Annotated in this window: 13 protein-coding genes and 1 pseudogene; 10 read left to right on the top strand and 4 right to left on the bottom strand. The window is 36.8% G+C overall.

The window, feature by feature from the left end:
• The first annotated feature begins 41 nt into the window (after positions 1–41).
• The 4 genes from H5968_RS05480 (at position 42) to H5968_RS05490 (ending at position 3,441) form a co-directional block, all read left to right on the top strand.
• Positions 42–425, top strand: a complete 384-nt coding sequence (locus H5968_RS05480) for a phage tail assembly protein (protein ID WP_187039109.1) — start codon at positions 42–44, stop codon at positions 423–425.
• Complete coding sequence (locus H5968_RS26055) at positions 422–571, top strand: DUF6760 family protein (protein ID WP_370569749.1); 150 nt, start codon at positions 422–424, stop codon at positions 569–571. Before H5968_RS05480 ends, H5968_RS26055 begins: the two co-directional genes overlap by 4 nt.
• The gene (locus H5968_RS05485) at positions 568–2,583 is read left to right on the top strand and encodes an FHA domain-containing protein (protein WP_187039110.1); all 2,016 of its coding nucleotides are present in this window, start codon (positions 568–570) and stop codon (positions 2,581–2,583) included. Before H5968_RS26055 ends, H5968_RS05485 begins: the two co-directional genes overlap by 4 nt.
• Before the next feature lie 303 nt (positions 2,584–2,886).
• Positions 2,887–3,441, top strand: a complete 555-nt coding sequence (locus tag H5968_RS05490) for a DUF3037 domain-containing protein (RefSeq protein ID WP_222620569.1) — start codon at positions 2,887–2,889, stop codon at positions 3,439–3,441.
• On the opposite strand, the gene H5968_RS05495 is transcribed toward H5968_RS05490, so the two are convergent.
• A complete protein-coding gene (locus tag H5968_RS05495) occupies positions 3,438–4,856 on the bottom strand; it encodes an MFS transporter (RefSeq protein ID WP_187039111.1) in 1,419 nt (472 codons plus the stop codon). The genes H5968_RS05490 and H5968_RS05495 overlap by 4 nt on opposite strands.
• A 73-nt stretch (positions 4,857–4,929) precedes the next feature.
• Between H5968_RS05495 and H5968_RS05500 the strand changes: the two genes are divergently transcribed.
• Together H5968_RS05500 and H5968_RS05505 are read left to right on the top strand one after the other, a co-directional pair.
• On the top strand, positions 4,930–5,448 hold the full coding sequence (locus H5968_RS05500) for a phosphoribosyltransferase (RefSeq protein ID WP_187039112.1): 519 nt from the start codon (positions 4,930–4,932) through the stop codon (positions 5,446–5,448).
• Positions 5,449–5,668: 220 nt separating this feature from the next.
• Positions 5,669–6,397 (top strand): annotated as a pseudogene (locus H5968_RS05505) (P-loop NTPase fold protein); the annotation flags it as partial.
• An 18-nt stretch (positions 6,398–6,415) separates the two neighbouring features.
• Here the strand turns inward: H5968_RS05505 and H5968_RS05510 are convergent.
• The gene (locus H5968_RS05510) at positions 6,416–6,859 is read right to left on the bottom strand and encodes a DUF29 domain-containing protein (RefSeq protein ID WP_187039113.1); all 444 of its coding nucleotides are present in this window, start codon (positions 6,857–6,859) and stop codon (positions 6,416–6,418) included.
• A 719-nt stretch (positions 6,860–7,578) separates the two neighbouring features.
• Entirely contained in the window at positions 7,579–8,496 is a 918-nt protein-coding gene (locus tag H5968_RS05515; RefSeq protein ID WP_187039114.1) for an AEC family transporter, read from the bottom strand.
• Positions 8,497–8,815: 319 nt separating this feature from the next.
• On the opposite strand from H5968_RS05515, the gene H5968_RS05520 reads away from it, so the two are divergent.
• The 4 genes from H5968_RS05520 to H5968_RS05535 all read left to right on the top strand — a co-directional run bounded on the left by H5968_RS05520 (position 8,816) and on the right by H5968_RS05535 (position 13,307).
• Complete coding sequence (locus H5968_RS05520) at positions 8,816–9,610, top strand: D-alanyl-D-alanine carboxypeptidase family protein (RefSeq protein ID WP_096564896.1); 795 nt, start codon at positions 8,816–8,818, stop codon at positions 9,608–9,610.
• A gap of 224 nt (positions 9,611–9,834) precedes the next feature.
• Entirely contained in the window at positions 9,835–10,272 is a 438-nt protein-coding gene (locus H5968_RS05525; RefSeq protein WP_187039115.1) for a DUF29 domain-containing protein, read from the top strand.
• Between the two features lie 129 nt (positions 10,273–10,401).
• Positions 10,402–11,154, top strand: coding sequence for an S-layer homology domain-containing protein (locus tag H5968_RS05530; RefSeq protein ID WP_187039116.1), 753 nt, complete (start codon positions 10,402–10,404; stop codon positions 11,152–11,154).
• A 224-nt stretch (positions 11,155–11,378) separates the two neighbouring features.
• Entirely contained in the window at positions 11,379–13,307 is a 1,929-nt protein-coding gene (locus H5968_RS05535; RefSeq protein WP_187039117.1) for a WG repeat-containing protein, read from the top strand.
• Between the two features lie 48 nt (positions 13,308–13,355).
• Here the strand turns inward: H5968_RS05535 and mrdA are convergent, their stop codons facing one another.
• On the bottom strand, positions 13,356–15,167 hold the full coding sequence (gene mrdA, locus H5968_RS05540; protein ID WP_187039118.1) for a penicillin-binding protein 2: 1,812 nt from the start codon (positions 15,165–15,167) through the stop codon (positions 13,356–13,358).
• Positions 15,168–15,314: the final 147 nt, after the last annotated feature.

Consider the following 15,314-nt stretch of genomic DNA (forward strand, 5'->3'; position numbering starts at 1 on the left):
AATTAAATCTACTCAATCATCAGGAAAAACCATCAGGAATTATGCCCCGGAAACAAGACACCCTCTATACTGAATTTGACTTCACTCTGCCACGGGGGTTAATGGATAGCCAAAACCGTGTGCATCGCCATGGAACCATGCGTTTAGCCACTGCTAAAGATGAAATTTTGGTGCAGAAAGAGCGCAAAGTCCAAGAAAATCCAGGTTACAGCGTTTTGGTGATGTTATCCCGCGTGATTACAAGATTAGGAAGTTTAAACTCTGTTAGCTCTGATTTACTGGAAGGACTGCTCTTACATGACATTGCCTATCTTAGAGAATTTTACAATCGAATTAATCAGCAAGGTAATACCCATATCCCTACCCAGTGTCCACACTGTAATACTCAATTTTCGGTAGAGTTAGCACTAGCGGGGGAGTCATAAGCTACCCCTCTGATACTTTGTATGAGGAGGTAGCTTTTATTGCTTATCACTTTCACTGGTCACAGGATGATATTCTAAATTTAGAACACAATTACCGTCAGCGTTGGGTGACAGAGATTAATAAAATTAACCAAAAATTAATATGAAAGTCAAAATAGCCTATTTAACCACAGACAATGAAGTAAATGAACTCGATTTAGTGGTAGCAACTACACCAAAAGGAGAGTTTATCATTGGTCGTTCTCCTGATTGTGACTTACCCTTAGAAAGTCCTGATGTCAGTCGTATACATGGTAAATTCTTGGTTCAAAGTGGAAAGTATTATTATTGCGACACTGGCAGTAGGAATGGTTCTATAGTTAATAATCAATTAGCTGTAAAAAATCAGCCATATATTTTAAAGCACGGTGATTCTATCCAGATCGGAGATTATTTTCTGAAGATGGAAGATATGACACCTGCGGCGGAACAATTACCAGAAACCGTGTTTAGGGTTATAGACCCGGCGCTGTTTTCCAGACCAATATCACCAGAAGTTAATGTTGCTAACATTAATGAGCCAGCACCAGAAGTAGTTAGCAACTTAACTGAAGAAGTAATTAGTCCAATTCAGGAAGAGAAGACAACACCTGAAGTTGATGATGTTGCGGCTGCACAAGAGCAAGAGGTAATAACTACACCTGAAAGTCAAATATTACCTGAAAGTCTAATAGTAGAAGAAAAAACCTTTATCCAACCACAGGATATTGTTACTCCAGCATCGGAAACAGTACCTGATGTGACTACAAATAAAAGTGATGAAGATGATGAAGATATTGATTTAAGTACACCAATAGCAGAAGCAAGACCCTTTATCCAACCACAGGATGTTGTTACTCCAGCATCGGAAACAGTAACTGATGTGACGGCAAATGAAAGTGATGAAGATATTGCTGCTTCAGCATCGGAAACAGTACCTGATGTAACGACAACTGAGAGTGAAGAAGAGGTTGATTTAAGTACACCAATTTTACCGGAATCCACAATTGTACAACCGCGAGATATTAACATTCAACCAGTGTCATCTGAGAGTGATGAAGATGTTGACTTAAGTACGCCACTTATACAGGAATTCACACAGGAATTCACAATTGTACAACCACGAGATATCAACATTCAACCCGCAATAACTGAGGGTGATATTGAAATTGGAGATTTAGATACAGATGATGGTGTTGGGGAAGAAAATTTAGCAGTTGAGAGTGAAGTTCAACCAGCAGCGACTACAGATAATGATGTGCCAGAAGTGGTAAGTGATGTTGATGTAGAGGCAACTGAAACTGTATCAGAGACGTTGAAGGAATCCCAGATTGATGTGATATTTGCACCACATGATAATATTCTTCCTCAAGCAGAAGTTACGGAAATAATTGGTAGTGAAGATAGTGATGAAGATATTGAGGTGAGTAGTACAACCTTACAAGAAGTTAATCGAGAAGTGACCGAACTAGAGGTTTTTTCTACCACAGACAACTTAGAAACACCAGAAACAGAAACATCTATTTCTACAGCAGAAATCATTGAAAAAATATCAGTAACAGAGGTGGTTTGTACAGCAGAAAACTTAGAAACAGCAGAAAACTTAGAAACAGAAACATCTATTTCCACAACTGAAGTTGGTGAGAATTTAGTAGTTGTTGGTGAAAAATTAGCAACAGTTACTGAATCTGAAGAATTACAAGCTGTTGACGATATAGAAGCAAATACGGAGAGAAAAGATAGTCAGATGAGCATTCAAAAAAATATAGTCCTCATTGCTCACGAAAGCAAGAAATATGAATTAGCTGAGTTGGTTGCTAAAAATAAAGAGTTTTTCTCTCAAAGCTTGACCATTAGCTGGCCTTCTGTGAGTGAAGTTTTAAAGCAAGAAGCTGGTCTGACTGTGAGTGAAGAAATTCCTTCTCCCACTGCTGGGGGATATCAAAAAATTAATGTCCTGCTAGGTTCTGGAGGTATTTTAGCTATGATTTTCCTCAGAGATTTTCTCACACCTGCACCTAGTCCAACTAATGAAGAAACTTTGTTGAAAATATGTAATATGAATCAGGTGTTGGTAGCAACTAATTTAAAAACAGCAGAGGCGATCGTGTATTATCTGAAAAACATTACAGATTCATAGATCAATAGTTACAAAAAACGGTTCTTCGGTACTTTTTATGGAGAACCCAGTTCAAAATCATTAAAATCCTTATTGTGCGGGCATTTCATTCAAAATATGGGCATTATAGTTTATAATCATTGCCCCGTAAGGATTTTGTGATAATCAATCCTCAACCTCCATAAAAATCATTAAATCAATATTTTGAGATAACTTGCCCAAATTCTAATATATTTTGGGCAATTTTTATCGCAGATTTTTTAACATTCAGCACTTCTGACACATTAGATATCTCCCTAAAAAATAAACACATTGGTGTGAAATATGAATCACTTACCATTAAATCGTTTATTGGAACTAGCAAAACTCTTTTTTAAACTAGGTGTTATGGCAAGCAAATATAGTGTAATTCAGTATGTTCCTGATCCAATCGCAGATGAACGTATCAATATTGGTGTTATTGCTTTTGATAATCAAAATATTCGTGTACGCTTTTTCAAGAATTGGCTAAGTTGGAAAAGAGTGCAAATTTTTGGCATGGAAGATATTAAATTTCTCAAAGATTTTGCTCGTCGCATGGAGAAGAATGTTGAAGAAGGATATTTATTTTCCGAAGATAAATTAAATGAAGTGAGCTATCAAGAAATCATCTCGAAAATAGCACAAGAATGGATAAATAGTATTCAAATTACAGAACCACGAGGTTCATTAGATAATGTTGATGATTTAATAGAAGATATTGCTAATACCTATTTGCGTGAGCGTGAAATAACGCCCAAACCAAAACCAAAAGGAGTGAAAACTTCAAAAAGAGGGACAAAAATTGTCAGTTTCAATTTATATCCACACATCAAACAGAAATTGGGAGAGAAAACCTAAAAATTCTTCTCCCTTCTCTCCTGTAACTTAAACATAATTTCTGCGTGCATTTCACGGGTAATAGGATAGAAAAAAGTCAAAATCAAACCCAAAATTAAACAGATTGTTGGTACTGGACCGACTATAATTCTAATAGCAGACAATGCGGAATCGGGTTGTATTGGTGTACTTTGTCCGGCTATAGTTTCCCGAAATCCAGAAGCTTGTAAAGCATTACCAACTATAAATAAACCAAATGCTAAACCAAACTTCTGTAATAACACCATAAAACCATAAAATACTCCTTCCCTTCTTTGTCCGGTTTGCAGTTCATCTAATTCTATAACATCGGGAATCATAGACCAAGGAATTAAATAAGCTGTGGAAACTCCACAACCAGCCATAACAGCCATAAAATACATTAAACCTATTTGATTTGCTTGCAGAAAAAATAATCCCGCAGCAGCAATAATCCATAAAGTCATACCCAAAAAATAAACGATTTTTTTACCAAATCTTTTACTTAAATAACTCCAAACAAATAACATTAATAAAGCAGTTCCTTGAACAGCAATTAATACTGTAGGAACTTGAGAATCTTTGAGTTTCATACAGTAGATGACAAAATAGGGAATGACTGTAGCGGTGATTTGTACACCTAACCAAGAAAAAAGATAAATGGCGATAACGAATAAAAAAGGTTTGTTACTGAAAGCAATCTTGATTTGTTCTATAAAAGGAATTTCTGCTGGTTGTTCTAGTTGAATACGTTTAGATTCAAAAGCAAGAATCCGCTTCCTTGTTCCATAGACGCACCAATATAAGGATAACACCGAAATCACAGTACATATTGCTGCTAAAACTAAATATTTTAAATATTTTTGTTGAGGATCAGGAAACATTGCAAAAATAATTTGCGCGAAAATCAATGATAAAATACTGCCACCAATAGAAAACGTAAACCGAAAACTATTTAAACTCGTTCTTTCATCATAATCTTGACTTAATTCCGGTGTCATTGCCGTATATGGCAAATTAACAATCGTAAAAAAAGCCTGAGACATAATCCCAATTGCTACGTAATACCAAAACAAAGGCCAAATATTACTACTTTGATTGGCAGTAAATTGTGGTACAATCCATTGTAAGAAAAAGAATAAACCAAAAGGAATTGCACCATAAAACATCCAAGGTAAACGACGACCCCAACGCCGAGATTGAGTCTTATCTGTTAATACCCCCACAATCGGATCATTGACAGCATCCCAAATCTTACCAATCATCAAAATGCTGCCCGCCAAACCAGGGGGAATACCAGCTACATTAGTAAAAAACAACAGTAAATAAAAGATCGCAATATTAGAAGTAATCGCCGGACCTAAATCTCCAGCGCCATAAGCTAGTTTAGTCTTCAAATCTAATTTTTCATTGTTCATAATTACTTACACTCATATTAAGATAGTTGGGATTTGCTTGCTGTGCTAACTAAAAACTACTTCTCTAAGTCCTATGTCAGACCTTTACGTTTCCTGGTCAGATTATCACCATAAAATTGAACAATTAGCAGTTAAGATTTATAAATCAGGTTGGCAATTTAACCAAATAGTCTGTCTTGCTAGGGGTGGACTGCGTGTAGGAGATATTCTTTCTCGGATATACAATCTACCCTTAGCAATTTTAGCTACATCATCTTATAGTGGTGCAGGTAAACAGGAAAGAGGTGGTTTAATCGTTTCCCCTCATTTAACGATGACTACTGAAAGTTTAGGTTCGCGGGTTCTGTTAGTTGATGATTTAGTAGATTCGGGTATCACTCTAAAAGAAACTATTTCTTGGTTAAAAGAATATAGCCAGGTTGCGATTGAAGAAATCCGTACTGCGGTAATTTGGTATAAAGATTGTTCTGTAATTGTCCCAGATTACTACGCTGATTATTTACCGGATAACCCTTGGATTCATCAACCTTTTGAAATCTATGAACATATAACCCCGGAGGAGTTGGCGGAAAAAGTAAGTCAGCTTTGTTGATACTATGACTTAATCGTAAAGCGATCGCCTAAACCTTTGAGTGTCATATTTTGGGCGATCGCATCATGGGGGATTAACAGCTTTGCTGTATCTATGTCACATACTTTAAATCCTGATTATGCGAGAAAAAGCCCTAAAAAATTCCTTAAATCGCCAAAAACATCTATCATTAACAGTAGAGGTACACTGCAACTATCAGGACAATCATACTACTGACACCATGACAATAGATATACGGGCTTTTTATAAAGCAACTAACCCTGCTCGCACACTTGTAGCCAAGAATCCAGAAGATCAAAAAGTTTATATTGACTTTTCAGAATTGCGTGGTGAGAATATTATTACCACACTTCTGGATCAAATTACATTTTTTCAGCCCGATGAACCTACCTGTAATCTATTTACTGGACATATTGGTTGTGGTAAATCTACAGAATTATTACGCTTACAGGTAGAATTAGAAAAAGCAGATTTCCATGTTGTTTATTTTGAATCTAGCGAAGATTTAGAAATCACAGATGTAGATATTGCTGATGTGCTGCTGGCTATTGCTAGTCGCATCAGCCAAAATCTAGAACAACTGCAACTAGAAGAACCGAAAAAATTTAAACAATTACTTCAAGGTGCATGGAATATATTAAACTCTGAAGTTACAGGTGTGAAGGCTAAAATTGCTGGTCAGGATTTAGGGTTTAATGTTGACGGACAAAAGTTTTCTCTGTCTTTGGGTATTGGTGAAATCACTACTAAAATTAAACAGGACTCTACATTAAGAAGCAAAATAAATCAATATTTGGGACCACAAAAAAGCAATTTACTACAAGCAATAAATCAAGAACTTTTAGAACCTGCCATTTCTAAACTTAAACAACAAGGTAAAAATGGTTTAGTTGTGATAGTGGATAACTTAGACCGCATAGACAATAGCATTAAACCCTGGGGTCGTCCACTATTCAGCAAACCCCAATTACAAATAATTTTCATCTAAAAGTTGTTCTAAAGTATAAGGACAAGATTCGGGGAAATCAATTTTAAATCTAGTTTTTTGCCTAACATATTTTAAAGCACTTCTATAAATTTTTTCTAATTCACTATTAAGATAATTTTGTAAATTATTGGTTAATAATCTTTCTATTTGGTTACGAAAACTAATAATTTCTGTTTGCCAATGATTCCCATTCATTTCATATTCCTCTGTCCAATAGTGTAATAATAAAAGATGTCTAATGATTTGTTCTAATAAACTAGCAACAGCGTTTTTATCTCTTCTACCCAAAGCTTCTAACTCCTCAATCAAATTATTTAAGTCTAAATCTTGAAAGCGTTTTTCTTTGAGTAAAGCAATTGTTTCTTCTAACCATAAATTTTCATCTATTTCATATAGAGATTGTAAATTTGTGTTGATGTTCATAATTTACCTCTTTTGGGATGAATTAGGGTTTGCTGAATAAACCTAAAACCTTGATATATCAAAGGTTAGAGGCTGATAAACACAGAAATTAGTGCAAGGGTTTTGAAGGGTATACCGGAAAAAGTGTGCATTTTTTGGGATTTCAAGAGATGGCAAAGAAATTTTCAAATCTCCTCCTGACTCCTGACTCCTGACTCCTGACTCCTGACTCCTGACTCCTGACTCCTATGCCCTCACGGAAAGACTTTCTCAGCAACCCCGAATTAGTAACTATCATTTTTAACTATTATTTTTGCTTCGGTTTTACATAATTATGTTTATTTTACCGAAATTCATGAATTGTTTACATTAATTTGCAGCTACTTCAGCTACTTATTTAAGTTTTTCTGTTTTTGGCACTATACAGCTTTACTAGAACACCGATTCACCAATCGTAAGGGCGAAGCATTCGGGTCATAACCTATCGCTGAAACCAGTTCATATTCTGTCCGAATGCTTCGCCCCTACACTGAATCGACGCTCTAGAATGAGGTACAAAATTATCTGTGTTCATCTGCGTTCATCTACGTTTAAATTTTGTCTGATAGCATAGCGTGGCGCAAGTGTCAGGATGTCCAGGATTGCCTCCTACGGAGGAGCTACGCTAACAGGATTTACAAGATGTAGTTTACCAATTACCCATTACCAATTACCCATTACCAATTACCCATTACCTACCTTCAAAACAACCACAACCAAACCGGCAAAGTAACCAACAATACCATAACTCCCATTGCTAAAGCAGTCACAGCCAAATCACGATCTAAATCAAAGGTTTCCGCTAATACCACAGTAGCAAAAGCCGGAGGCATGGCCATTTGCAAAACTACTACCTGTGCTGCTTCTCCAGTCACACCAAAAAACCGTAAACTACTACCTAAAACCAAAGGCACTAATAACATTTTGATAAAAATACTGATTGCTGCTGGTTTGAGTTTGTACAAAGAACCCAGATGCGCCAACCTCATACCAATTAAAATCAAGGATGATGCTAAAGCAACCCAAGCTAATGTATTCAAGCTAAATTCTATCAGTGGCGGAATACTAACTTGGCGAAATAATAACCCAAAACCAAAACTCCACAGGGCAGGATTGATTAATATGGCTTTAGCCATTTGTTGATGATTTTGGGCAGTGTTGCTAAAACGGGCTGCTAGTAATACACCTAAACCATAAGCACCGAATAAAGTCCCTAATAAATCGTAAAATAAAGCCCAGGCGAAGTATTCTTTGCCGACCATTGCTAAAGTGATAGGAAAGCCCAGATAACCAGTGTTACCTACCATTGAAGCTAAAATTAAACTACCTTGGGTTGAGGGTTGGGGGTGAGAATTTGTCAAATAGGCTTGACCTTTGATCACCAACCACGCTAAAAATGCTCCTAGTAAAATAGCTAAATAGGCGATCGCCGGAGCAATCCAAATCTGTCCTGATAGATCGGTTTGTCTTAAAAAAGCAACAATGCTGATCGGTACTCCTACCCAAAACAAAAATTCACCCAAACGAGTAGGAAATATGGCAGGTAATTTGCGTCCCAGCATAACTCCTACCAGGACTAATCCTACCAATTTGACGTATAGTTCTAAAAGATTTATCAAGATTTTGCTGAAAAACAGATATGTAAAATAATACCTATTACGTTGATTTTTTTAGTGAGACTTTGTGATTAAATGTCAGCATTCAGCTAACAGTAGTCAGCAGTCAGCTTTTTCCAGGGTACTTCCAAACTCACATTTGATAATCTACTGATTGATCAAACATTCCCATCTGTACTTCCTGACTCATGACTCCTGAATTGTTACGTTTAAATGTTATACCTTATTTACCAATCTAAAATATAAAATCTAAAATCTAAAATCCAAAATCTAAAATCCAAAATCTAAAATCCAAAATCTTATATTAAACAGGAGTGGACTCTTGAAAAACGCTGGATTTGCAGGAAAACCCCAAAACTCATCACCATCACCAGGTGACGATATTCCAGCAGCTTTGCGCGATACTCCTGATAGTGAATCTCAGATGCGCGTACAACCGCTGGTTTTAATGATTGGGGGAATAGTCGGATTTATGGTGATGGCTGTAGGTAGTGGTTTTTTATTTTTTATTACAGCACCTAAAAATAATGCTGATTCTCAATCAACACCTGTTGTTTCTACACCTACACCAATCAAAACTCCAGCAGTTAACAATGATGTAGTGTTGGGACATTTGGCTTATCCTGAAGCACCAGAGTCAGAATTGTTACCAATTACAGCCGATGGACGGATTAGATTGCGACAAGCAGCCGCCCAAAGATTTCAAGCTATGGCACAAGCAGCACGTAGCGCAGGTGTAATTTTAGTACCTATTTCTGGTTTTCGTTCCGTGAAAGAACAGGAACAGTTATTTTTTACTATTGGCGCTCAACGTAATCAAACCCCTGCGGAAAGAGCAGCATTGAGCGCCCCTCCTGGTCATAGTGAACATCATACAGGCTATGCAGTAGATATAGGAGATGGAGCAGTACCAGCAACAAATTTACAAACTAATTTTGAGAATACCAAAGCTTATCAATGGCTACAAGCTAACGCTGCTCGTTTTGGTTTTGAATTGTCCTTTCCTCAAGGCAACTCTCAAGGTGTGAGTTACGAACCTTGGCACTGGCGTTTTGTAGGCGATCGCCATAGTTTAGAAACTTTCTACAAAGCCAGAAATGTCAAACCAGTACAGTAGGCAGAAGGCAGAAGATGTATCAAGTCAAAATTCAAAATTCAAAATTCAAAATTCAAAATTAATAACTTTCTTTACCAATCACCAATCACCAATCACCAATCTATTGCTATAAATAATATGTGAGTAAGGATTCAGGGAACAGGGAACAGGGAAAAAACATTTTTCTTTTGCCTCCTGACTCCTGACTCCTGACTGATGTGATGGTTATTGCTAGGTTTTTATTTATGAATAATCCACTTTATGAACAGGATTTTGTTCTCTGGACAGAACAACAAGCAAAAACTATTGAAAATAAAGCCTTAGATGCCATTGACTGGGTGCATATTCAAGAGGAGATATCGGCCTTGGGGCGTAGTGAAAAACAAGCATTACAAAATCGCTTAGAAGTTTTACTAGAACATTTATTAAAACGGTGTTATGTAAACAGTATTTATGATAATCGTGGTTGGGAATTAACCATTAAGGAACAGAGAAAGCAAATTCGACGTTTAGTAAAAGTCTCACCCAGTTTAAAAAACTATTTTACAGAAATTTTCCCAGAAACATGGGAAGATGCTTTATCAGATGTTCAAGATATCTATCCCAGTATTGCCTTTCCTGAAAACTGTCCTTTTCCCGAAGATATGGATAGTTTATTAACTGATTCCTTTTGGGAAAAATAAAATAAACTAATACCCAGATCCCTGACATCTGAGATCAATTCCTAAATTATTAATCCTAAATTATTAACACGATAATAAAAGAAGTCGGGGATCTTATCCTGTCACCTGTCACCTGTCACCTATTCCCTCATGTTCACAGATATAGAAAACCACTGGGCAAAAGCATCTATTGTCACTGCGGCGGCAAAAAATATTCTCAAAGGTTATCCAGATGGAACATTTCGCCCCGATGCACCTGTTACCCGTGCGGAATTTGCAGCCATTGTGTATACAGGTTTACCCAAAAATTCCTCTTCTCGCCCAGCAATTCAATTTACAGATGTACCTGCTAATCATTGGGCAGTAAATGCGATCGCCTCAGCATATCAAACAGGTTATCTCTCAGGATATCCCAATCGTACCTTTAAACCTAATCAAGCAATTCCCCGTGTACAAGCATTAACAGCTTTAGTTTCTGGGTTAGGTTATCAAGTCACAGGAGATGCGATCGCCACCTTAAAAAAATATTACAATGACTTTGGGCAAATTCCCAGTTATGCCATGAATGCGATCGCTGCTGCCACACAAAAACGCATCGTTGTTAACTACCCAGACATCCAACGTTTACAACCCAACATCAACGCCACCAGAGGCGAAATAGCAGCCTTTATTTGTCAAGTCTTAGAAATTTCTACTGTACCTTACAAATATATTCCCGGTTTAGAATTATTTGTGATTCCTCCACAATTTGATAATGCTGATCCTTTTGTGGCAGAATTGGTAAGAGTACAGAAAGATAATCAATGGGGTTATATTGACAAAAGCGGAAAATTTATCATTCCTCCAACCTTAAAAGAAGCAAACACTTTTTCCGAAGGATTAGCATTATTTAGGAATCAGTAATTAGCTTTCAGCTATCAGCTTTCATGTTGAAAATTATTGTTAGATGTTGAACATTTAACTTGCATACTATCTCAAATTAAAACTCTTGTGGGGTGGGCATCCTGCCCGCCCTGTTTATGCAAATTAAAGGTTTATCAACTTAGTAAATATATCTTGGAAAATCCAAAATCTCAAATTTTCCTCTCCTAACTCCTGACTCCTTATTTACAACCTAAAATTGAACTATGGAAATTCGCGGTATTTGGATCACGGTTACAGACAGTAATGTGTTAGACAAAAGAGAAAATATCCAAAAAGCAATGGAATTTCTCGCCAAAACAGGATTTAACGTTGTTTTTCCTGTTGTTTGGAATAACGGTTTAACCATCTATCGTAGTCAAGTAATGAAAAAACTAATAAACATAGAAATCAACCCTCGCTTTGACGGTGAAGATAAAAACCGTGAAGATAAAAAGCGAGATCCTTTACAAGAAATAATTGAAGAAGCCAAAAAAGTTGACATCGCGGTTATTCCTTGGTTTGAATACGGTTTTATGAGTTCTCATGTAGCCAAGAGATCCAAATTTAACATTATTGCAAACGAAAAAGATTGGGTTGCTCGTGATATATTTAACAACGAGCTAATTAAAAATGAATTTTGCTGGTTAAATTCCCTAGATATTCAAGTTCAAGAATTTATATTAAGTTTATTTTTAGAAGTTATCAAAAAATATGATATTGCTGGGATTCAAGGAGATGATCACTTTATTGCTTTACCCAGTGAAGGAGGTTATGATGCTAAAACTCTTGCACGTTATCAGCAAGAATTTCAGGGTCAGGGTCAACCCCCAAATACATCTAAAGATCCTGATTGGTTAAAATGGAGAGCAGATATTTTATCACATTTTTTCAATCGTTTTCACAGAGAAATAATTAAAGTCAATCCCAATTTAATCATTTCCATGTCTCCTAGTGTTTTTCGTTGGGGTTATGAAAACTATTTGCAAGATTCACTAACCTGGGTTAACTGGAGACTATTAGATTTAATTCATCCCCAAGTTTATAGAGAAGATATTAAAGCTTATCAATCGGAAATTACCCGAATTGCTCAATCACAATTTACCCAAGAACAACTATCACAACTAATTCCAGGTATTACTATTTATAGAAAAAAACCATATTATATGATTAAACCAGAAGAATTAATTACCGCCATAGAAACTAACCGAAAACTCGGTATTCAAGGGGAAATTTTATTTTTCTATGAAGGTTTAACGCAAAATGATGAGCTTTTAGCCAAAACACTGCAATCTACTGTTTATTCTCAAGCACCAGGAAAATTTGACATCAAAGAAATTAAAAATAAAAATAGCGTTTTTACCCAAGAAAGACTAAATCCCTATAACTATGTCAATCTATCTACTAATAAAGAAATTGAACCAGATCCCCAGTTTTCATTAAATTTATTTGATAGAATTGAGGCTTTTTCTCAAGGTATAGCCGCAGTTAGAATTGGTGAAAAATGGGGTTATATTGATAAACAAGGTAAGCTAATAGGGCGCATTGAATATGATAGTGCTGCACCATTTTCCGAAGGATCAGCAGTAGTGAAACTTAAAGATAAATACGGTTTTATTGATATGAATGGCAACCGTATTACAGATATCAAATTTGATGATGCGGTATCTTTTGCTGAAAACATGGCAGCCGTAAAAATAGGTAATGGTTGGGGATATGTAGCCAAAACAATTGATCAAAAAGGACAATTTACAATTCCTGCAAAATTTGTAGAAGCCAAATCATTTTCTCACAATCTAGCAGCAGTCAAAATACCAGAAACGAATAAATGGGGATATATTGATAATAGTAATAGAACTATCATTCCCTTTAATTTTGATGATGCCGATAGTTTTGCAAATGGTGTAGCCGCAGTGAAAGTTGGTAATCAATGGGGATATATTAATCAAACTGGTTACTTTGTGATCCAGCCACAATTTGAAGAAGTGGGTATTTTTGTAGAAGGATTAGCACCTGCAAAAATTAACGGCAAATGGGGATATATTAATAAATTGGCTGAGTTTAGAATTTACCCAGAATTCGATTTTGCCAAACCTTTTTCTCAAGGTTTAGCATTAGTCAATGTTGGTGGTAAATGGGGATATATTAGTAGGTGACTGGTGACTGGGTAATCAATTTTATTTTTACCAATTACCAATTACCAATTATCTATCACCTTTTTTATACTTTCCTGGAGACTTGCGGGCAAAATAATCCTCCATGATTTCCAGAATCATGGGTGCGGCCACACTACCACCACCACCACCAGAATGTTCACCAAAAGCCACAACCAAGATTTCTGGTTGATCAGCAGGTGCATAAGCACCAAACCAAGCATGATTTTGTTTGATACCACGACGATTCCAAGCTTCTGCTGTACCGCTTTTACCAGCTACTGGGGGAATATTTGGTTGATTCAAAACTTTACCCGTACCCTCAGATACCACTTTTCGCAATCCCTCACGAAGAACTTTAATAGTTACTGGTTTCATATTTAAAGATGAACGCCATTTTTTAGCATCCCCATCATCTTTCAGTAAATGTGGTTGCACTCGATAACCACCATTAGCCGGTACAGCAAACATTACAGCCACTTGTAGAGGTGTAGTTAATAAAGCACCTTGGCCAATGGTCATATTAATAGTATCGCCTATAGTCCAAGGCATTTTCCAGGCTTTGCGCTTCCAGTTATCATCAGGAACTAAACCTCTAGATTCTTCTGTAACAAAATCAAAACCAGTTCTTTCACCAAAACCATATTTACGAGTCCATTCAATTAAAGTCGGACCACCTATACCTTTACCAATTTGATAAAAGAAAGTATCACTACTCCACTGCATCGCACCCACAAAACCCAACGGACCAAATCCCGCATGATTCCACTCTCCAAATCTTGTGCCACCGATAACCAAATAAGGATAGGTTGGTAGAATCACATTAGGAGAAAATTTACCTGATTCTATACCTGCTGTGTTGGTAACAATTTTAAAGGTACTAGCCGGGGGAAAAGCACTTAAAGCCCGATTAACTAGAGGATATCCTTCACCTTGCACACTTTCCCAATCTTTTTGAGAGAGTTTTTGTTTAGAAAAAATATTTGGGTCAAAGGTTGGATGGGATACCATCGCTAAAACTTCACCATTGTTAGGGTTAAGTGCTACGATTGCCCCATTGCGTTTACCTAAAGCTTTTTCCGCTGCTTTTTGGATATTTAAATCTATAGATAAGTGTAAATCATTACCAGCTTTTGCCTGTTTTTCTCCCAACACTCGCAACGGTCTACCAGCACCATCTACTTCTACTTGCTGGCCTCCCCATTCTCCCCGGAGTGTTTTTTCATAGGCTTTTTCGACACCCATTTGGCCAATGACATCACCGAGACGATAACCTTCTGACTTTTTCTTTTTTAGCTGTTCTGCTGTGAGTTCGCGGGTATAGCCGAGTATATGGGCTAATTGTCTACCATCAGGATAATAACGTACAGCTTCAGTATTGATTTCTACATTTGGTAATTCGTTTTCATATTCCTTTAAGGCTGTGACTTGAGCTTCATTTAAGTCACGAGCAATGCGAATCAGAGAAGAAGAATTAGCTCCAGCTTTTTCTAGTTTCTGTTCCATTTCCTCTTGCGGAATATCGAGGATTTGGGACAGACGCGGACCGACAATTGACCACGATGGCTTAGTATGTGCCATTGGCCATAGGTGAACAGAGTGAGGATAACGAGTAGTAGCTAACAGTTTGCCATTACGGTCAAAAATGTTGCCTCTTTCCGGTTGTTTGGGAATCATGCGAATCCGGTTAGACTCTGCCCTTTGCCGGAGTTTTGGACCTTCAATGATTTGTAAATAAGCTAAACGAGCGCCTATTCCCGATATCATCAGCAAAGTGAATAGTATTAAGAATAGTGACTGGGAACCACGCCCAACTGTGCGGGTATTTTTTTGATAACTCAGTAGTGGTGGTAATATAGCCATAAGATTAATAAAGAAGTATGAAATTTATATTATCTGTAAACAATGCTTTTAGTCGCTATCCGGCATCGAGTTCAAAACAATGGCATTGGGTTTATATTTTTAATAAGTATATTTTTAACAAGGGTGTTGTTGCCAGATACAATAAAC

This window comes from Sphaerospermopsis sp. LEGE 00249 (genome assembly GCF_014299995.1).
GTDB lineage: Bacteria > Cyanobacteriota > Cyanobacteriia > Cyanobacteriales > Nostocaceae > Sphaerospermopsis > Sphaerospermopsis kisseleviana.